General features: G+C 42.2%; 12 protein-coding genes. 2 read left to right on the plus strand and 10 right to left on the minus strand.

Going from position 1 to position 21,676, the window contains the following annotated elements:
• Window positions 1-4: 4 nt before the first annotated feature.
• The 9 genes from L8106_RS06195 to L8106_RS06235 all read right to left on the minus strand — a co-directional run bounded on the left by L8106_RS06195 (window position 5) and on the right by L8106_RS06235 (window position 15,469).
• Entirely contained in the window at window positions 5-892 is an 888-nt protein-coding gene (locus L8106_RS06195) for a glycosyltransferase (protein WP_009783377.1), read from the minus strand.
• Entirely contained in the window at window positions 889-1,962 is a 1,074-nt protein-coding gene (locus L8106_RS06200; protein WP_009783378.1) for a glucose-1-phosphate thymidylyltransferase, read from the minus strand. Before L8106_RS06200 ends, L8106_RS06195 begins: the two co-directional genes overlap by 4 nt.
• A 141-nt stretch (window positions 1,963-2,103) precedes the next feature.
• A complete protein-coding gene (gene rfbD, locus L8106_RS06205) occupies window positions 2,104-2,985 on the minus strand; it encodes a dTDP-4-dehydrorhamnose reductase (protein WP_009783379.1) in 882 nt (293 codons plus the stop codon).
• Window positions 2,982-3,530, minus strand: coding sequence for a dTDP-4-dehydrorhamnose 3,5-epimerase (gene rfbC, locus L8106_RS06210; protein ID WP_009783380.1), 549 nt, complete (start codon window positions 3,528-3,530; stop codon window positions 2,982-2,984). The genes rfbD and rfbC overlap by 4 nt, the downstream gene beginning before the upstream one ends.
• Before the next feature lie 99 nt (window positions 3,531-3,629).
• On the minus strand, window positions 3,630-5,399 hold the full coding sequence (locus L8106_RS06215; protein WP_009783381.1) for a hypothetical protein: 1,770 nt from the start codon (window positions 5,397-5,399) through the stop codon (window positions 3,630-3,632).
• A 107-nt stretch (window positions 5,400-5,506) separates the two neighbouring features.
• On the minus strand, window positions 5,507-7,462 hold the full coding sequence (locus tag L8106_RS06220; RefSeq protein ID WP_009783382.1) for a chromosome segregation ATPase: 1,956 nt from the start codon (window positions 7,460-7,462) through the stop codon (window positions 5,507-5,509).
• 156 nt (window positions 7,463-7,618) lie between these two features.
• On the minus strand, window positions 7,619-10,603 hold the full coding sequence (locus L8106_RS06225; protein WP_009783383.1) for a peptidase domain-containing ABC transporter: 2,985 nt from the start codon (window positions 10,601-10,603) through the stop codon (window positions 7,619-7,621).
• Window positions 10,600-11,352, minus strand: a complete 753-nt coding sequence (locus tag L8106_RS06230) for a peptidylprolyl isomerase (RefSeq protein WP_009783384.1) — start codon at window positions 11,350-11,352, stop codon at window positions 10,600-10,602. The genes L8106_RS06225 and L8106_RS06230 overlap by 4 nt, the downstream gene beginning before the upstream one ends.
• 403 nt (window positions 11,353-11,755) lie before the next feature.
• Window positions 11,756-15,469, minus strand: a complete 3,714-nt coding sequence (locus tag L8106_RS06235; protein WP_009783385.1) for a glycosyltransferase — start codon at window positions 15,467-15,469, stop codon at window positions 11,756-11,758.
• Window positions 15,470-15,737: 268 nt separating this feature from the next.
• On the opposite strand from L8106_RS06235, the gene L8106_RS06240 reads away from it, so the two are divergent.
• Both L8106_RS06240 and L8106_RS06245 read left to right on the plus strand, forming a co-directional pair.
• A complete protein-coding gene (locus L8106_RS06240) occupies window positions 15,738-17,477 on the plus strand; it encodes a glycosyltransferase (RefSeq protein ID WP_009783386.1) in 1,740 nt (579 codons plus the stop codon).
• A gap of 21 nt (window positions 17,478-17,498) precedes the next feature.
• Window positions 17,499-18,413 carry a hypothetical protein gene (locus tag L8106_RS06245; RefSeq protein ID WP_009783387.1) on the plus strand — a complete coding sequence of 305 codons (915 nt, stop codon included), beginning with the start codon at window positions 17,499-17,501 and terminating at the stop codon, window positions 18,411-18,413.
• An 847-nt stretch (window positions 18,414-19,260) separates the two neighbouring features.
• On the opposite strand, the gene L8106_RS06250 is transcribed toward L8106_RS06245, so the two are convergent.
• Window positions 19,261-21,378, minus strand: a complete 2,118-nt coding sequence (locus L8106_RS06250) for a calcium-binding protein (RefSeq protein ID WP_009783388.1) — start codon at window positions 21,376-21,378, stop codon at window positions 19,261-19,263.
• Between the last annotated feature and the right edge of the window lie 298 nt (window positions 21,379-21,676).

The raw sequence follows: 21,676 nt of genomic DNA on the forward strand, positions 1-21,676 counted from the left end.
AATTTTAATTGTTTTTTATTTGTTTAGAAATGATTTTTACTGGGTGTAATCTCTGACAATAAAGCCAGACTCCTCTAAGTTTATGATCGGAAACTTGGGAAGAAATCAGTAAGGACACCAGAGAAACAAGAGTAATTCTCAATAAACGATATCCCAAAACCCAAAAGTTTGTATGCTTTTCTAAACTGAGAAGATAACTGTAAATACTTTGCTGAATTTTTAAGGGTTGATTTCGGTTGGTAATGGATGAAGGTTGATGAGTAACCCGAATTTGCGAAGACATGACAACAGAATGTCCTTGTTTTCCATATCGCATACAAAAGTCAAAATCTTCGTAATATAGAAAATAATCGGAGTCAAATTGAGGACATTCAGAAAACTTTTTGAGATTAATTAATAAACTACATCCTGTTACCCATTTCATGGTAATATAAGGTAAATTAGATTCTGGATTTTCTGCGATCGCATCTAAAGCAATAATTTGTCCTGTTTTTGCGTTAAACTCTCCACCCCCAAACCAAACTTTTCCCGTCGGTTCTTCAACAACGGTTCCTAAAATAGAAAGATCAGGATAGCTTTGAAAAAACTCAATGACTTGTTTCAGACTATCTTTTGGTAAATAAGCATCTGGATTAATTAACCAAACAATTCCTTGATGATTTTGTTGATAAACCCAATTTAATCCCAAGTTACAAGCTTGACCAAAACCAATATTTTCAGGAGAATCTAAAATAATAATTGACTCATTTTTAAAAGCATAAATCGAGCTATCATCCGGTGAATTGTTAACGATGATAACTCGATAATTGATGTCAGATTGAACTGGAATTGAGTTAATTAACTGCTCAATTAATGAAGTTGAGTAATAATTAACCGTTATCCAGTAAATCACGTGAGTTCAATTTGGCTGTCATCCCCAATCATAAACCGCATGGCTTTCGGACGTTGAGGGCTAGTTGTTAATAACGCTCGTCGTCCCACCAATGTATCGACAATTCGAGGATGAATATTGATAATTTTCGACCCTTGTAAAATGACGCTATGCTCTAATTCTGCTTCAATAATTGTGACCTCATCGGCTACACTACTATAGGGGCCAACAAAGCAGTTTTCTAAGTGACAATTCTCGCCAATCACAACAGGGCCACGCACGCTACAATTGATTAATTTTGTTCCTGAACCAATTTGTACCCGTCCGATAATTTGACTCTTTTCATCGATTTCTCCTTTGTTTAAAGGTTGAATACATTCATCAAGAATAATCTGATTTGCACTCAGGAGATCATCTTTTTTCCCGGTATCTAGCCACCACCCATCTAAACTACAAGCTTCGACTTTTTTCTCGGTCTCAATGAGTTTTTGAATGGCATCTGTAATTTCCAACTCTCCTCGGGCGGAAGGTTGAATATTCGCAATGGCATGATGAATACTTTTATCAAAAAAGTAAACCCCAACCAAAGCTAAGTTTGAAGGCGGAACTTTGGGTTTTTCAACTAATTTTAAAACTCGTCCTTGTTCATCAACAACTGCCACCCCAAATGCTGTGGGATTTTCAACGCTTCGCAGTAAAATCAGCGCATCTAATTGTTTGGATTTAAACTGTTCAACAAAAGGACTCAATTGATTTTGAATGAGGTTATCTCCCAAATACATAATAAAAGGAGAATCCCCTAAAAAGAATTGGGAGATTTTAACCGCATGAGCCAAACCTGCGGGTTGCTCTTGTAAAATATAGGTAATATTCGCACCGAAGCGCTCGCCATTTCCTGTTACCGCTTTAACTTCTTCTCCCGTTTCAGGACTGATGACAATTCCAATATCCGTAATCCCTGCGGCAACAATTCCTTCAATTCCATACCACAAAATCGGCTTATTTGCCACTGGAACAAGCTGCTTGGCTCCCGTATAAGTCAACGGACGTAAGCGAGTTCCTTTACCACCAGAAAGAATGAGTGCTTTCATAAAAAAAATCTCTGAAGATTGGTCAAGTCTTTAATATTTGCACGGGAAATGTTGAGAAGGTGCAGAATTTGGGGTAGGTTTATAATGGGTTTTAACCGTTTCTCGACCGACCTCAAACACCTCAAATCCAACCTAACCTGATTAACCCTTCTTTGCCAACTTTGAAAGCATTTTTCTCAAGCTTTGTCGCCAATGAGGAGGATAGCTTCCTAGTATTGCCGATATTTTTTGGGTATTCAAAACCGAATAAGCTGGACGACGAGCGGGAGTCGGATATTCAGCCGTAGAAATCGGAACCACCCGTTGAATTTTCAAGGGAAAACCGAGTTGTTTGGCTTCTTCAAATATAGCGATCGCAAAATCATACCAACTGGTAACACCACTATTGGTATAGTGATAAATTCCAGCAATTTCTGGATTAATCTGTTGACTCAATTGAACGATTGCTTCCGCCAAATCCCCTGTCCAAGTTGGGCTTCCAACCTGATCACAAACGACTCGTAATTCTTCTCGTTCGGCACCGAGTCGGAGCATGGTTTTAACAAAATTACCTTTCCCTCCGACACCGTAAACCCAAGCAGTTCTCACAATTGCAGCATTAGCTTGAGTTGACAAAATCGCCTGTTCTCCGGCTAATTTCGACTGACCATAAACCCCCAACGGTTGAGTCGGATCAGTTTCTAAATAGGGATGACTTTGGCTACCGTCGAACACATAATCCGTCGAAACATGAATCAACGTCGCCCCAATTTCTTGGGCTTGTTTCGCCAAAATGCCGGGAGCGGTACTATTAATTGCCTGTGCGAGATTTTGTTCAGTTTCGGCTTTGTCTACGGCGGTATAGGCGGCGGCGTTAACGATCAGATCAGGTTTAACCTCGGCAACCATTTTAGCGATTGCTTCTGGGTTCGCCAAATCTAAGCTGTCCCGTCCGACACTTTTGATCTCTCCCAAAGGGGCGAGAACCTGTTGTAATTCCTGACCTAATTGGCCGTCTTTACCGATGAGTAAAATATGTCTCATTGAAAAACGTCCGCAGTTTTCAAGGTTTTACCGTCTTGATCTTTAGCTGACAGAACTGGAGTGATTCCATCTACAGGCCATTCTATGCCTAAATCTGGGTCATTCCACAAAATTGAACGTTCGTGTTGTGGGGCGTAATAGTCTGTCGTTTTATACAGAACTTCCGCTACTTCTGAGAGGACTAAAAATCCATGAGCAAATTTAGGCGGAACCCAGAATTGTCGTTTGTTTTCCGCCGAGATGATACATCCAACCCATTGTCCAAAGGTGGGAGAACTTTTGCGGATATCGACAGCAACATCAAAGATTTCACCTGCTACAACCCGTAAGAGTTTGCCCTGGACTTGCTCGGTTTGATAATGCAAGCCTCGTAAGACACCTTGACGGGATCGCGAGTGGTTATCTTGAACAAATTCTGTTGTTACACCTGTCTGGTCTGCGAAACTTTTTTGATTGAAACTTTCAAAGAAAAATCCTCGTTCGTCTCCGAATACTTTCGGTTCTAGGATTAAAACTTCCGGAATTTTTGTGGGAATTACATTCATGCCTCATCCAAGCAGCGATTCGCCAAGATCATCTTAACAAAGAATTTTGACTTTTCTAAAAATTTGACTGAATCTTTAATTTTTTCACAATTAATGGACTTATTGGGTTGCAATGCTAATCTTTACTTGACTCTGCAATCGAACAAATTGCTGGTGTTGGGGATCATAAACCCAAGCTTTAATCTCTGTTTCCCCGATGGGTAAGGACTCCGCAGAGAATACAACCTCCCAACGGGCTAAACGATAGCGGTTAGAATTGAGATATTCGGCAATATCGGGACTTTCTCGCATCACATCAGCATTTGCAAAGAATAAATTTTGTTTACCGTGAGATAAAAAAACTAAACGGGGTTGTTGTTTTTGCTCGGGTAATATTGCCCATCCTCTGAGGTTAATTATATCATTTGTGTTGATTTTTAGAGGGGTTTCTGGGGTTGTCGGATGATCGATATAGCCATAAACTTGATTCGGTTGAGAAACAAAGGGTATATTTTCAGCAAAGTTTCTCATCTCGATTTTCTCTAATGATTCTACTCCCTCTCGAATCCACCAGGTTGATTTACTCATCGGAAGTAAACATCTATTGGGTGAAGTTTTAAAAAATTCCGAATCTTCGAGATAGGAAAATAACGTTAAGCAGGTTTGACTACTGGTTTTATACGGAAATTCTAATTGAGCCTGAGTGATGGCGATGTGAGAACTCACCGAGGTTAAACTAAATAGAATACCTGCACAAAAACTAGAGATTAAAATGCTATTATTCCGGTTAAGTTTCCCTGAGATTTGAGGATTAGTGATTAAAACTCTACACAGTTGAATTAGCGAAATAATTAATAGTATAGTATGAGTTGTATATCGAGTTGCAGTTAGGGGATAGTTTCCACCCCATTCGACTCGCCCCCACGTCATTAACAAAGAAGTGAGGAGAGAAAACAAGCCGATAGACAGCCAGGGTGCCAATTGAGTTAAGGGTTCTGGAGATTTTAAATAACCCGTTTTTAACGAATAGGCTGATATTCCGATAAATAAAGATAAAATAATCACGCCGATGAGACTTGATAATACTGGTATTTGTACCAGAGGAGCGGCTAAAAGGTTGAGAAAAAAATGAATTGCTGTGAATATATATTCAGCGAACGAAAGGTTAATAATTCGGGGTTCTTGTTGATAACCAATCGCATAAATAGCCGCAGAAAGTATAAATCCAGTTAACCAAATCAAGAGTTGCTTTGTTTTAGAGATTTGGGTTTGATTTTGTGATAAAAGTAGGGGAATAACAGCCAACCAAGTTATTAACCCTTGAGCGGAAGAAAAACTAGCAACAACACAACAAATTGCGGCTAAAATCTGTTTAGTTTTTGAGTGTAAAAAGTTTAAATGTAAAATTAAACACGCTAAAATTAAACAGAAATTGATTAAAAAAATAGGGAGTTGAAATCCCCAAAGCCATTCTTGATTTAAACTAAAAATTAAGTAACCTGTTAACAGATTGGTTAAATGAAATAAGTTGCGAAATCGGGGAGATGACGTTAGAGAAGCTAGATAATAAAGCGCAATAAATGTACAAACTGCTAACCCCAAACTGAAGAACATTTCGAGTTTAATATTCCAGTCTGAAAGAAATGCTAACCCAATAAAAACAAGACGAGGAAAAAGAATACGATGATTATTATGAAGTTCAAATAAATCACTAAACGCAAGTTGCTTTGTAGCGACTTTTTCCAACAGCTTTGGTAACACCCATTGATCATAAACCGGGATATTCACCCCAAACTGGGTAATAAACCCAATCACAATAATAAGGGGTAAAAGATATAACCCTAGAAGAATGAGAGACGTTTTAGAAAGACTCAAAGATTGTTTGAACATCCATATTTATAATCAAAAGTTGAGAGAGAAGATCACGGGTAGGAGAAATTTATAAATTCCCCCTACGCTAGTCACTGCATAACTATTCTCTGTTTCCAATTGATGAATTATCTCACATTAGTAACACTGTTAAACTGTCCAGTCAGTCGGCTGAACAACATTTGTAAAACCGTTCGTTTACCAATATTAATCTTAGAGTTTACCGCCATACCCGCTTGTAGATTCACTTTGATCTCTTCATCTTGACTTAAAACAAAGTGTTCTCGTTCTAACTGAATCTTCGCTTTAAACGAAAAATATTGACGTAATTCATCCGGTGGAATAGCTTCTTGGCTAATCCATTTTAACTCACCCGGAACCGTACCAAATTCTCCCGCAGGAAACGCATCAATATTCACCTCAACCGGAATACAATCGCGATCACCCAAACCTAATTGTTGACGGGCTTCTTCTGATTCTGGACAGACACAATCTTTCTCGGGTGTACATTCGATCACCTCTCCGGCGATTTCCTGATCATTGTAAGGAACCAGCTTTTCTCGCTTATTTCGTAACGCATTTAACACCAAAGCAACATCAGTATTTTGAACATAAACAACCGCTTCTAAACCGCCATCATCATCTAAAATTTGCAGTAAAGTTTCCGTTTGTTGGGCTTCATAATAGGCTTCTTCACACCGCTTGATTTGAGGATCTCCTGAATTCAGAACGGAAGTTGTAATGTACTGACAAATCTCATCTTGATTCAGGTCTAATTCTGATTCAGCCTTCGTCGAAGGAGCGAGTTCATAAACAATTCCCCCGGAAGGCGCTCGTAGAACTTGAGTATTTCGCTCTTGTTCTACTTTTTCAAGTTGAGCATTAATTTCAGATAGTCGCTTGGTGTTTTCAAGTTTGTATCGACCCAGTTGAGCATCTGTACTGGCAATTGCCTTGTTATTTTCTTCAATCCGAGTATAAAGTTCTCTAGCCCAAGCATCTTTTGTATTTTGCAATTGTTCTGTGGTTCGAGAAATCGCCACCTGAAGCCGTTCCTGTTCGACCCTTTGATTTTGAATTTCAGCTTCGATCCGTGAAATTTCACCCTGACGAGCATTCACCTCTCCTCTACGGGTATTAATTTCGCCTTGACGCTGGTTAATTTCGCCGAGACGGGTTTCGATTTGATCTTGTTGTCGGAGGACTTCATTTTCCCCTCTGAGAACTTCTTGCTGTTGGCGATCTTGTTGAAGTTCAGCGATCGCTCCTTCTTCGACTAACGGATCAAGTCTACCGAGAATTCGTTCATTAGACCCTAAAACTTCTTTAGATTTTTCCAGTTGTCCTCTGGCGAGTTCGAGTTGTTCTCGGGCAGAATTTAATTGTTCTTGGGAATAAGCAAGTTGATTGCGAGCATAATCTAACTGAGATTGAGCAACCCTTAATTGATCACGCGCTGCTGCTTCTGCATCTTCTGCTTGATTGAGTTGCTTTCCTAACTCTTGAATTTGCAATTGTACCGTATTAATTCGAGATATATATTCCGCCCGATAGTTCGACACCAAACCACTGAGACTGGGATTATAACTCCCTATCCCACCTCGACCATTGTAAAGTTCGTCAAGCAGGGATTGCAGGGCTTGATTTTCTCCAATACGGGCTTCTCGCTCTGTAATTAAAGTATCCAATCCCGCCGAAAGTTGTCCGCTCCCTTGACCCCTGACAACCCCTTCATAGAATTGATTTTCTCGTTCTAAAGTTTCTCGAACTTGTTCTAAGGATTTCAGGTCTGCACTCGGATTTGTCGGGCTAAAGGTGAGGAGAGGTTGATTTTTGACAACGCGATCGCCATTTTCGACGTGTAATCTAACCACGGCGCCGGTTGTGGGGGCTTGAATCTCTCGCGCCCCGTCGGAAAACTCAAGTTCTCCGACAGCAGGAACGGTTTGTTCAATCCGGGCGAAGTAGGCCCAAACGATCGCCGAAGTTGAAACGAGCATGATTACCCATAAAAACATATGGGACCAAAAGGCAGGTTTCTCTAAAATGACGGGTTGATCGGAAAGTGATATAGAAGATTTCATTGTGATCTCGTTTTTTAATGGTCTTTAGTTTGTTTTATTGACTCAACAACTCATAATCAACTCACTCCTCACCGTTGAACTCCTACCCCAAGTAGCTATTTTATCGGAGGAGATCGATCAAAAATCGTTAATCTTGCTTTTTCCATTGAAAACCTATTATTGTTGTGATTCCTGTTGTTGGAATAGACAGTAATAACGCCCTTTAAGTGCCATCAGTTCATCGTGGCTGCCCTGCTCTACTACTGAACCCTGATCCATCATAATAATACAATCGGCATTTCTAACGGTTGGTAGACGGTGGGTAATAAAAAAGACGGTTCGACCTTCAAAAGCGACTTCTAAATTTTCGGAAACCAGGCGTTCAGACTGATAATCTAAGGCGCTGGTGGCTTCATCGAGAATCAATAAGCGGGGATTTTGTAAGACGGTACGAGCGATCGCAATTCGTTGTCGTTGTCCACCGGACAGAGATCCCCCTCGTTCTCCCACAACGGTATTGTACCCATTGGGCAAGCCCATGATAAACTCGTGTGCTGCTGCAATTTTTGCCGCTCGAACAATTTCATCACTCCCCGCATCGGGATTACTCAGAGCAATATTATCTTGAACGGTACCATTGAATAACAGAGTATCTTGTAGAACCACCCCAATTTGACGGCGCAGCGAATACATCTCGACTTTGGTAATATCATAGCCGTCGATTTTAATCCGGCCAGACATCGGCGGATAGAGACGTTGTAGGAGTTTCATTAGGGTACTTTTACCCGAACCACTCAAGCCTACAATACCGACAAAGGAGCCAGCGGGAAACTCTAAATTGACGTTTGCCACTTGCAAAGGCCCACTTTCCCCAAAGCGGAAAGATACTTCTTCAAAGGTGACTTCGCCATTGACTTCTGGCATAGGAATATTATTACGGTCATCGGAATCGACTTCCGGGGGAGAGTCTAACACATCTCGCAGACGTTCAACGGACATTCCCACTTCTTGGAAACTTTGCCAAACACTGACAAATCGTAGCAGCGATCCGGTGACGTTTCCGGCGATAATTCTAAAAGCAATTAAGGCCCCAATCGTCAGTTTGTTGTCAATGACTAAATAGGCCCCAACCCATAGCAGAGCGAGTCCAGAGAGTTTGTTGAGGAAGTTACTAATCGAACTCGAAGCCGTTTGAGTCAAGATGGTGTTGAAACTCGCACTCATAAACCGAGCATAGCGTCCTTGCCATTCCCAGCGAGATTTCAGTTCAATATTTTGAGCTTTAACCGTTTGAATCCCGTTGAGGACTTCGACGAGGTAGGATTGGGAGTCGGCGTAACGTTCGGCTTTTTTCCGCAGCAACCGTCGGACAATCGGAGAGTTAATAATAATAATGCCCGCAAACAGAGGTAACGGAGCCAACGCCACAATCGCCATCGGGACGCTGAGATAGAACATCATCGCCACATAAACGACGGAAAACACGGCATCAAGGACAACCGTGAGGGCGGTTCCGGTGAGGAAGCTGCGAATATTGGCCAACTCTCCAATCCGTCCCACCAAATCTCCGACTCGACGATTATCAAAATAGTTTAGGGGAAGTCGAAGTAAGTGATCAATTACCTCAGCTGAGAGTCGGACATCGAGGCGGTTAGTGGTATCGACAAACAGGTAAGTTCGCAGGGCTGAAAGCAAGGCTTCAAATAAAGCCACCCCCAACATCAAAATCCCCAAAATATTCAGGGCGTCAATATTTCGCTGTCCCAAGACCTTATCAATAATGATCATGGTCATCAGGGGGTTAACCAGCCCAAACAGTTGCACAAAAAACGAAGACAGCAGCACTTCGACAAAAACCGTGCGATGCTCCATCAACGCCGGCCAGAACCACCAGAAGCTAAATTGCTCTTTTTGTTCAATTTTGGGGGGTTGCAGCAGCAAGACTTGTCCCGATTCGCCCCAAACCTCACCAAATTGAGCCGGACGCATCCGTTTGAGGCCTCGTTCGGGTGTGGCAATGGTTAGTTCTCGTTCGGTGATATTGTAGAGAATCGCAAAACTATCTTGCCATACGACCATCGCCGGAGCTTTTAGACGTCCAATGGCTTTGGCGGGAACTTGCACCAATTGAGCGTTTAGACCCATCATTTGAGCCACCGCCCCACAAGCTTGTAGGCTAATGGAACCCACGGTAGTCAATTGATTTTCGAGTACCCGTTTTACTAGGTCTTTACGGAAGTTGACCTTGTAAAACTTGCTCAACATATTAAAGCAAGCTAAGGGTGCGTCTATTTGTCCAGAACCCCGGACGACTGGGAAGCGTTGCGAGGAAGGTGACTCAATTTCCGGTTCAGGAGGCGTGGGCGGAGCGAGGGGAATATCTTGAAAAATATCTGCGGGTTTCTCCAGGGTTGGGGTTTCCCCCTCCGGCGTTTCTGGGGGTGAACTCAGTGTCGGACGAAGCCCCACTAACCGCACTCCAGAAGGCCCTTCTATTTTCAGGGAGCCAGATTGTCCTTCTAATTGCAGTCGGTTTCCGGTTTCCCACTCCCCAATCGTACCGTTACTAATCAGCCAAACCCGCTCCGGGTCTAACATTGCTGTTAAGTCTGAGACTCGCTTTTGACCGTTGAGGAGGTTAACCACAATCGCATCTGGCCAGACATCAAGACTAAATTCTTTGAGGTTTCCGGTTAAATTTGCCCGTTGTTGGACTTCTTGACTGAGTAACTCAAAAACTTCACTAATACTGGCATGATCACGGAAGGCTTCCCCAAAACTAGGTTCTCGACTGACCAGTTGCAAAAATTCCTCGGCTGCGAGGGTAATACAAATCATATCGGTTGAGGCGATCGCTGTTTCGCAAGGATTTCCTCGAATTAACCCCGGCCACCCTAAGATTTCCCCTGCCCCCAAGAGTCGCAAACTCATGTGGCGTTGTGTTCTCAGGTCATACCCTAATAAACGGGCTTGTCCCTGATAAATAATTGACACTTGGGTGGGCATTTTTTCCCGTTCAAAGATGGGTTGACCTGTGCGATAACCCAATAGTTGACATTTGGGAAGTACGGCTTTGAGAGCGGATTCTGACAACCGATCAAAGGGACTGGTTTCCTCTAAAAAAGCGCGAATCTGAGTGTGAGATACGGTAGTTGTGGTCATAATACAGAAGACACTGAGGTTTGAAGGGGTTCAAGCGAACCGACTGCCGTCAGTTGTTCACGCAGCCAGGTTTCAAACAGTTCATCAATTAGACGGCGACGCATAGACTCGTCTAATTGTGCCGGGATAAATTTTTCAAGCCGGATAATCACCATCCATTCTGCTAATGGACGGGGTGCCCACAGTTGTCCCGGTTGACTGACGGACAACAGTTTACTAATTGCCGGGTGCGGCTGAGACAGAGGTACTGGCCCTAACAATCCTCCGGTGCGGGATTCTGGCCCTTCAGAGTATTCGCGAGCGGCTTCGCCCAGGGATTGTTCTCCTTCTAAAACCCGAAAGTACAGTTCGTGAGCGAGTCCAGAGTTTTTCGTCCGAATCAGAGAATAAACGACGTGATCTAGGTTGCTTTTGCGACTGATAAAATAGTTTTCGACCTTGTTACTCCAAGTATTCTGCTTAAATTTTTCGAGCTTTACAGGACGTTCGGCGATCGCTTGTAGATCTTCTGTGGTGAGGTTTTGGCTTTTTAGCCAGGCTTCTTGGGCTTCGCTAGAGGTGAGTTGATGTTGAGCGGCAAATTTTTCTAATGCCGTTTTCTGTTCTTCTGGGCTACATTCTATCTCGGTGATCGCACCATCAATGATCACCTCTCTGAGAAATTGAGGCATTAACTGATAACGCTTCAGCAGCGCTGGAATTTCTTCGCCTTTGATGACGGTTTCTCCGACTTTGTACACTCCTGTCATTGGACTCTCCAACGGACTTGCACTATCCCTGTTCATTAAGCTGCGGGACTGCCACAGCAACCCCGAATACTATATATCTTTCTGTCCCGATAATAGCAGACACAACCGACCCTCAGTGAGGGATTTACCCTGTAATTACCGCTCGTCGTGGGAATGATATCGCCCAATTGCCTAATGGCCTGCGAATCGGGCATCTATTTATCTCCGTATTCCTAGTCTAGTCTAAGAGTACCCTAGAGTGTCTCTACTTCTGACATCAATCTGACTGTTCCCCTAGAATTCATTAAACAGCTTTGAGTGAGTGTTTTCAGGATAGGCTGAGTTGACGTTGCTATTTAATGGCTTTTGTTCTTCTCCACTTTGCCGAATCAATCGGAGAATATTAGAGGTTATTGTTGAAAATTTATGAGTAGAGGTTTTTTAACACAGCTTCCAATTGTTTAACATAGCTTTGACTATCTAGAAAGAGCGGATTTTTTTGGAGATTCTGCTGAATTTTTTGGCGGTATTGTTGGCGTTGTTTGAAGTCGGTTCCGAGTGTTCGGCTGAGTTGAATATAGGCGCTCGGAGTTGAACAAATCAATTCTGGAATTTCCAGTTCTCGCAATAAGGCGGCGTTTTGTCGGTGGCGAGGGGTTTGACCTTCATAAACAACAGGTACAACTCCGGTGAGTAAGGCTTCCATGATTGAGAAGGTTTTGTGACTGGGAAATAAGTCTAAATAAATATCAACTAAACTTAAACATTTTCTTAAGTTCGCCCATGAACTCAAGGGCTTAACCATCACAAATCGTTTAGGATCAATTCCTTGCTGGTTGAGATCTGATTGTACATGATGGAAAAATGGGCTAATCGGATCATTTTGGGGTTCTGAGGTTTGGGGAAGTAGGATGAGGATTGATTGAGGAACGGTTGCTAGAATTTGACTCCACATCTGTCTAAACTCGGCGGTGATTGCATTGAGTTGACCACTGACGGCAAATATAACCCTGTCCTCGCTTGCTCCCCAACTTTGGCGAGTAGGTTCTACTGTGGGACTCGGCAGTTGCTCGGGATAACTCCAACAAAATCCTGACCCTTTGAGGCTAATTACTTTTTCTCGGTAGTGGGGTTGTTCGCTCTCGGCTTGGGTGAGTTCTCCGGTGAGGATGTAGTCAATGTTGCGAATTCCACTGGTGAGTGGAGTGGCTGTGCTGATCAGTTGTTTGTCCGCGAGTCGGTGCAGCGCCAATTGAAAAATTGAGTTGGCTTGAGCGGTGACATCAGACCCGATCAGTAGGAAATCAAGGCTATCTTGACGGATGCGGGAAACGGCTTCCGGGAGAGTTTCTGGCAGTTGAATGGGGGGTGTTTTTAAGTTTTTGCATAGTTCACCCAACATATCTTTTTCTATGTTAAAACTATACAGGATCAGTTCAAATTGTGTCAAGTCTATTTTTTTAAGAATAGGAATTAGGGCAAAAGTATCGGCGTTAAACCCAATTTTATCGATAACAATTCCCCAAGAAATTTTACTTGAAGGGGAGTGAGGAAATGCAAAATCCTGATCAATTTTGTGTCCAGCTTGTGTGAGGTAGATTTCAATAATATTTGCACGATAACTGTATAATGTTTTTAAATTCTGGGAATGAGGAGACAGTTTCCAGGTTTCTCCTTGACTAACTTGACTATAAACAGAAGCGATATACAACCAAACCGGATTTTTTGTTTCGGTCATCAGGTTATGATAAATATAGTCGAGTAAATTGTGCATAAACTCAACAAACTGGTTGATTGCGTCTAATTCTGAACACACTCCAACTCCTGTAAATAAAAACTCCAGAAAATCTTCAAAGATATATGTAGGAATTAAAGCATTTTGATATTGCAGAGGAAGTTGATATGCTTTTTGATAAAGCATTGCTGCTAAGACGACCTGAATTCCTTTAACCTCTTGAAATCCTTGAGCAACTTGTTGAGTTAATTGTTGCACAAATACTGTTTCAGAGTCAGTTTGTTGTTCTTCTAGTAAACCACAACCCATTATAGCCCGATGAGTTTGACCCCAATCTCCTTGATAAGCTTGTTTTAATTGATCAATCGGTAAGGTCAGCCATCGGTGAGCAAGAATTTGACGAATTTGACGCAAATAACTTTGAATTAAATAATCGACTGGATTTTGTTGATACTGTTTAATCAGGTTTTGAGTTAAGGAAAAATACTCGGGGGTTTTAGTCACTAACTTTTGAAAAATATGAGATTTAAACTCAGCAGTTAAGAAGTAATAGTCTGGATGAAATAGCATCTTTTGATAGAGTCTTTGATAATCTTTGAGGTTTTGGCCGGCGGAAATATTTTTTTGAGTTTGTTGTTGGGTATGTATTCTCAAGCTAGAGAGAGTTTGATTGACAAAACCAATTTTATAATCTCCCATAATTCTAAACCATAAATCTCCATCTAAAAGTTGATGAAGATTTTCATCAAAACCCCCGACTTTTTCAAAAACAGCTTTAGGAATTAATACGGTTGTAGGTTCACCAATCTTATTTAGTTGTCCTTTTAAACAGTTAGCATCAGATAACAGATCTTGACCTAACTGAATGGGTTTGAGATGTGACCATTGTTGATGAAGATCTTTCCCTCCATTTAAAGCGGCTTGACAAAGAGAGTTAGATTGAGAATTTTCATCAATAAAAACTCGCCGTGCAGAGAAGACTAAACCAATTTCTGAATCTTGTTCTGCTAAATTAACTAGAGTTTCAATACAGTGCGGTTCAAGGAGATCATCTTGAAATAAAAACTTGATATATTTTCCTTGGGCTTGGGAAATTGAGAAGTTTAAATTTTCAACTAAGCCATAGTTGGGGTGAGGAAAAATTTCAAACGGGATAGAGGTTTTTTGTTGAAATGATTGGGCAATTTCTAGGGTTTTATCACTAGAACCATCATCAGATAGAATAATTTCTAAATGCGGATAGGTTTGAGAGAAAGCACTCTTGAGTGTTTCAGTGAGAAAGGTTTCTCCGTTGTAGGTGGGAATGATTAAACTTACGAGAGGAAATTTAGGATGACTTTGAATGGTTGATGGTAATGTTGGGTTGGTTTTAACTTCTGTTTTGGGTGAGGGGGATTGAGTTTTGAGTGGGTGAGTTGTCATCAAGTTGAAAATATCATAACTTCCGGTTAGAAAAGACAAGTTAGAATAGTCAAAGTTATAATACTGTTTGATTAAGCTAGATTTTTTCGGATCTCCTAGAAGGTTAAAGAGGGTATCTAAACCCAAATATCTATGAGGTGAACGTTCGACTTTTAAGGCTTGTCTGGCGATTAAAAAGGCTGCTAATTGGGGGTTGAGTTGTTCACCGAATTCTAGACAGTCGGGAAATATTTTGAGTAGATTTTCATAAACGTCTTGACAGAAGTATCGTTTTAAAGTTTGAGAGAGTTCAAAGTTATGACGAATGATTGTTTCAGGTTTTATTCCACTAATATTAGATTGATGAACTCGATAGTTGACTAAAGGTTCTGGTAAGATATAAAGTTCATATTTCAGACAAAATCGCACCCAAAAATCAAAGTCAGGAATTTGGCGGAATCGAGAGTCGTAAAACCCAATTTGTGAATAACAGTTTTTCCGAATGAGAGAGCTTGTTTGACAGAGACAGTTATCTTTCGAGAAAAAGGTATTTAGCCATTGAAAGCGAGTTCGGTTTTGCTGAAGAAAAACCTGGTCGAGAAAAGAGTTAGAAGGGGGTAAATTTTCCCCTTGACTGTCAATGAGCTGAGGATAACTCAAAACCGCCTGATATTGAGGATTTTGATCCAAAAATAAAACTTGTTTTTCTAGCTTTTTTGGAACAAATACATCATCGGAATGTAGAATCGCAATCAACTCTCCTTGGGCTTGTTGAATGCCATAATTTGTGGCTATACTTTCTCCGTGATTTTGTTCAAAGCTAAAGAGTCGAATACGAGGATCGTTGTTTTCTAGAATTTTCTCAACGGTTTGATCGGAAGACCCATCATTGACAATAATGATCTCAAAATCTTGATAGGTTTGACGGAGAACACTATCAACAGCTTGAGAAATATAGGCGGCTTGGTTATAAGCGGGTATAACAACAGAAACTCGTGGCATAATGAGTAGAGGTAAACTTTAAATAAAAATTACAATATTGCGTTTAGAGTTTAACGGAGATTATTTTGGTTCGGTGTCTTCTGTTTAAGATTCATGCGATTTTTGTACGGGAGTCAATAGAGCTTGTGAATTCGTCAAAAAAACATCGAATTTATGATACAGTAAAAAGAGTTGAGTCCGCTTGCAAGGATTATATTGAGCTGTCCTTGTTGGATACAACGGATTAAGGATTAGATCGAACATTGAGCATAGTCTGGCTGTTAAATTTATGAATGCAAATATAGCTAGCTCTCCAACTCCAGAAGAACAACGTTTCCATCCGTTCTCCCCTTCTTCTGATTTGCTCCCCTTGTTAAGCGCCAATGCTCAAGTGATTGTGGAAGTTGGAAGGGGTGCGAACACAACAGCAAGTCAGTATAAGCAAATAAATCCTCACTGTTCATATATTGGAATTGTATCAAATTCTCAAGAGGCTGAAGCCTGTCTACATTTTGATCGGGTAATTGTTGGAGATTTTCAACAGATTGAACTGAAATCTATCGGTTTAGAAGGCGGTAAGGTTGATTGTTTGGTCTATGATAATATTCTCCCGTTAACGAAAAACTCGATTCAAATTCTTCAGCTTCAAAGTAATTGGTTACATACTGAAGGAGAAGTAATCGCTTGTATTTATAATGTACAGTATTGGCGGAAAATTGTAAATTTGTTACAGGGAAAATGGGGAAGTCTTGATGACCAAACCCTAACTCAACTCGAACCAAATCCCCAACCCGAATTCACCTTAGAAAAAATCCAATATTTATTTCAATCTGCGGGACTTCAAATCTGTGAAATCCAAACTCGCGGACAAAAAGATGAACAATTTCAACAGTTTTTACAACTGATGCAACCGATGATTCAAGCATTAGGTTTAGATGCGAATCGTTTTGCAACTCAAACTGCTGCCGAACGTTATTTAATCCGAGCAACTCGTTCACCTAAACTGCTACGTCGCTTACTCATTCAAACAATAATGATGGCGCCAACTGCTTGCGATCGCGTGCGCGTTTTAGAACCAGATCGGTTGACTCAAACTCAACTCGGAACTCGTGCGGTTTCTGCGGCTAAATCTTTTCCGACTGTTGCACCGATACCGGGAGAAGAAAAGGTGATAATTTGGCAGAGAACGATTATGTCTTATCAAGATTATCTCCCCAAATTAAGACAATTCCTCCAACAAGATTATCTGATTATTGCGGAAATTGATGATAATCCTCTCAGACGACGAGAATATGCAGAAAATCGTTATTTAAGTTATCGAGGATGTCATGGTGTACAAACCTCAACCGAGGCTTTAGGGGTGTTTTTACGACAACTTAATCCTCATGTTGCTGTCTTTGCAAATCAATTGGCTTATTTACCGCCTCCGCGAGAGTATCAAACGGATGTTGTAACGATATTTTTTGGGGCATTAAATCGGGAAAAAGACTGGAAACCAATTATTAAAACGTTAAACAAAGTTTTAGCAAAATATCAACAAAAAGTGCGAGTAAAAGTAATCCATGATCGCTTATTTTTTGATAGACTCGAAACGCAGAATAAAGAATTTGAACCCTTTTGTAGTTATCAGCGGTACCAAGAGATTCTACATTCTTGTGATATTGGATTATTGCCTCTGGCTGCTACACCCGTTAATTTAATGAAATCAGATTTAAAATTTATAGAATGTGCAGGTCATGGCGTTGCTGTTTTAGCGAGTCCAACGGTTTATAAACAGTCGATCATTGAGGGAAAAACTGGATTAATTTATTATACAATAAAACAGTTTGAAACAAAGCTGAGTGAATTAATAGCTAATCATACATTTCGCCAAGAACTCGCCGTAAATGCCTATGAATGGGTGCGGAATCATCGTTTACTCTGCCAACATTATCCCCAGCGACGAACTTGGTATTTGCAAATGCGCGATCGCTTACCTGAGTTAAATCAACAATTACGTCAGCGTGTACCGGAATTGTTTGTAAAATAAATCAATATATGGTAACAAGCAATGCGAATTTTATTTACCCTTCCCCATTTTTATCAAGCCACTAACGAAGGAAAACACGCTTCTCTCGATAAAGATCCTCGTCCGCGTATGATTGCACTAAGTATGGCGTTAACGGCGCTACGAGGGTTGTACAGCCAGTCTCAATGTACAATTGACATTGGTAAATGTGTGACGCTTCCGGCTAATCAAAGCAACAGAAACCAGATTGATATTGTTATTTGTACGACCCAAAACGCCCATTTGCTCTCTCATATTCCCTTACCAACAGGTAGTTTTAAACATCATCAAACGAATGCTGAACCGATGTTATTAGGGTTTGAATGTCAGACGGTTTTACGGGATTGTTTGGGTCAGTATGATTATTATTGCTATTTAGAAGATGATTTAATTTTGCATGATCCGTGGTTGTTTGTCAAGTTGGGTTGGTTCACTCATCATGCGGGAAATGGATGTTTATTGCAATTAAATCGCTATGAAGTTTCTCCTAATGGTCAAGTGGCAAAAGCTTATGTTGATGGTGATCTTTTACCTCATCTAACGGCTAAGTTTCAAAACGTCCAGGAACAACCGCAATTTGTGGGAAAAGTGATGGAACAGTCGGTGAAGTTTCAACGGGCTTTAAACCCTCATTCTGGCTGTTATTTTTTAAATGCTGAACAGATGGAATATTGGGTGAAACAACCCTATTTTTTAGATCGAGATTGTAGCTTTGTTGGGCCTTTAGAAAGTGCAGCTACACTCGGAATTATGAAAACGTTTAAAATCTATAAACCCGCCCCTAGTTATGCTAATTTTCTCGAAATTCAACATTTTGGGTCTGGTTTTTTGAACTTAATTGGGAAACAAGTTAAGTTTGTTAGTCCGATAGAAGATGAGGTTAAAACCCCCACCAAACTCCCCTTACCTTCTGAGTGAGGTCACAAAAAACAATAGGATGAGCAATGCCCATCCTACTCTTAATTCATTGACATCCTCCCAACGCCAACATTCTTTATGGCGTGGGATTCCCAAACATCGCTATTTGAGTTTCTGCTTCTTCCCGAGCGGGGCGAGCGCACCTGCCCTCCGAGAGTTATTCCCTTTAGGTCTTAAGGTCGCTCCACAGACTATCCCCGCAAGTCCTGCGGTTAGATATGTGTCGAAATCCAAACTGAATTTCTTTTTAACTGTTGATTCAAGGGATGTTTATGCCATTGCCCCGTCATCAATTCCTGAGTCTACCAATTTGTCTGCGCCGCCAGGTGTAACTGGACGCGCGCACGCTCATGGCTATCTGAATCCATTGTCTCGGGTGGGTCAGTGACCACTTGTATTGTACCAGAAATCTCTGTGCGGCATTCCTCCCAACTCCAACATTCTTTAGGTCGTGGGTCTCCTGCCGCCGGAAGATGAAGAATTCAACTGAACTCACTCACGAGAAACCTCCGGGAGTTTGGAAGCCCCGTGTCTTTAGACCGGGGAGGAAAAACGACACGAGCAGTTTTAACCGCCTGTATAAAAAAATTAATGGGGGTATGGTTGCCCCCAACACCCATTTCTGGGGTAATTTTTTCTGAGCCAATGTTTTTCAAGCTTGTTCGGCTAGTTGCACTTTCTTACCCCGAGTCGGAATGTTTAACAAAAATACGCGACTAGCTACAAACGGTCAAGCATTTGTAGGTGTCATAACTCTAAAAACGTAGTCCAACAAGACTTAGGCAGGTCAGCTATCTAAGAGAGAGGCGCTTCGGCCCCTGCTCTTTAGAGCGGGGTGCTGACTCATTTAGATAAAGATAATGTCAGTCCGAGATAAATCAGGGCCACGTCCATCTTGGAGACTAAAGCGAGCTACAGTTGTTGCTGCATCTGGGCCTAAACCATCCGGGTCATACTGCAAGATACCGCCTTGGCGCTGGTAAACCAGAACTCCGGTATCAACATCTGCAACCACGGTATTAGCCGTGCTGACAGTGCTTCCAGGGCTAGCCAGATAGGTTTGAGTTGCACCGAGTTCAATTAACTCACTGTCATTCGGACGTCCAGTGGAATTAAACTCAAAGCCACCGTTAGTACCCGCAGCACGAGTAAAGACTAACTTATCAACACCAATGCTGAAGTCACCAATTAAGTCCGCTAACGTACTGGTTGCTCCGGTGCTTTGGAAGACTTCTGCTGCAAACTGATAGAAGAAGGAATCGCTGCCCTCTCCACCAATTAACGTATCCCCAAAAGAAGGTCCACCTGCAACCGGGTCTAAGTTAAAGCTACCTTGGAGGGTATCATCTCCATCTTGACCGACCAGAGAATCATCACCTTGTCCACCGAATAGGAAGTCATTTCCACCCCCTGCGGCGATGGTATCATTTCCTTGACCGATGAATGTCAGTTCGCCCTGGTTGTCACCTGTAATCGTAACTTGTGTACCCCCACGCAGGACATCATCACCTGCACCGCCTCGGATACTGTCATCGCCGTTACTACCGTCAATAACGTTGTCGCCTAAGGTATCAAACAGAACAAAGACTTCACCTTCAGCCGGTTGGATGTTAAAAGCAGTAATGCTGTCGTTTCCTTCCAGGTTTGCGGAGTCTGTGAGCAGAATATCGCTGGTGGAATTGAGGGTAATGGTATCGTTTCCAGAACCGCCAGCGAAGACGTTGATTAACCCAGATGCGGTTGCATCTTGAGAGGCACCACTGAGGATATCATCCCCCGCACCCCCAAACAGACTAACTTCGAGTGAAGTGGTTGCGGTTCTAACGAAGCCAGTACCATCGAGGGTATCGTTACCGTCTCCGCCATCCATCAGCGTGAACAAGCCAGACATCAAGTCATCGCCGCCACCGCCAATCATGACATCGCTTTCAAAGGCAGCATTTAGGGTATCGTTACCTTCTCCGCCATCGAGGGTACTTTCTCCAGCAAAACCCGGTAAACTGCTGAATACACCTTGAGCCGTGAGGACATCTGAGGTCATTGTCATCAGACTGTCATCCCCATCGCCCCCGAAAACGGAATCTTGGACGGCAAAACTTTGAATCGTGTCGTTACCCGCACCCCCGTTGAAGATGTTGCTACCTTCGCCAAATAAACCAATACCGCCTCTGAGTAGGTCGTTACCGTCGCCCCCTTCTAAGGTTGTGCGGACGATACCGAGAGTAGACGGTTGTGAGGTTGTTCCACCAATCGCAGTCCGTTGTTCAATGCGGTTTCGGATAATGACAACATCATCACCCAAGTCACCTGCTGCATAGGTCGTGCTACCCACCCCAACAACAGAGTCATCACCTTGACCCCCGTAGAGGCTTTCCGACTCACCTGTACCCACAATTGTGTCGTTACCGAGGTTTCCTGCAACGAAGTTACGACCTTGGTTAACGCCTGCAATTTGAGAGCCGATGTTAATACCAATATTACTACCACCGCCTGCGGTCGAGAACCCGATCAGGTCATCGTCCTTACCGCCATAGATGGAGTCACCGCCTTGAACACCGCCTAAGATGGTGTCATTACCCGCGTTTCCAAACTGTAGGTTGTTAACGGATAAAGCTAAAATAAAATCTCGGTCAGCCCCACCGTAAAGACTCGCCGTTGAACTGGCCGTTAGGGTATCACGACCATCGTCGCCAATTGCCCGAGAAACGTTTTCAACAATCAGCGAGTCATTGCCTTGACCCCCGAAAAGTGTATCGTTCGGGCCTCTACTGGTGAGGACGTCATTATCTTGGTTGCCTTCAATTTGACTGCCGCCCAAAGTGGCGGAGAGAATCGTGTCATTGCCGATTCCCCCTAAAACAGTATCCGGCTTCACCGCTACTATCGAATTTTGATCCCAAAAATTAGGACCCGAGCCAAGTATTTCATCAAGTCTTGTCGGATTACCTATTGGTTGTGATGTCATTGATTTTTCACTCCTCCGCAATCATGTCAATAAAACCGTTGGGACTACAGACACTGCCTGAGACACCATACTTTGTTCGGCAGTAGTTTAACCTTTCCGCCCTCAGCAAGTCTAGTCCCTGACAACCACTTCTGTCTACTGACTGTTGGTGGCTGTTTATACTTTGAGAGTTTACCCTAAATGTTTTCAAGCTTGACCTTCCTTTAAGTGTCTGCTAATCATTTCTCTATAAAGTTGCGTCGGGTACCCAACTGTTGTAGACGCAGTGGGTTTGCTCAAGGTTCCAGTCTATCCGTTG

This window comes from Lyngbya sp. PCC 8106 (genome assembly GCF_000169095.1).
In the GTDB taxonomy this organism is placed as follows: domain Bacteria; phylum Cyanobacteriota; class Cyanobacteriia; order Cyanobacteriales; family Microcoleaceae; genus Capilliphycus.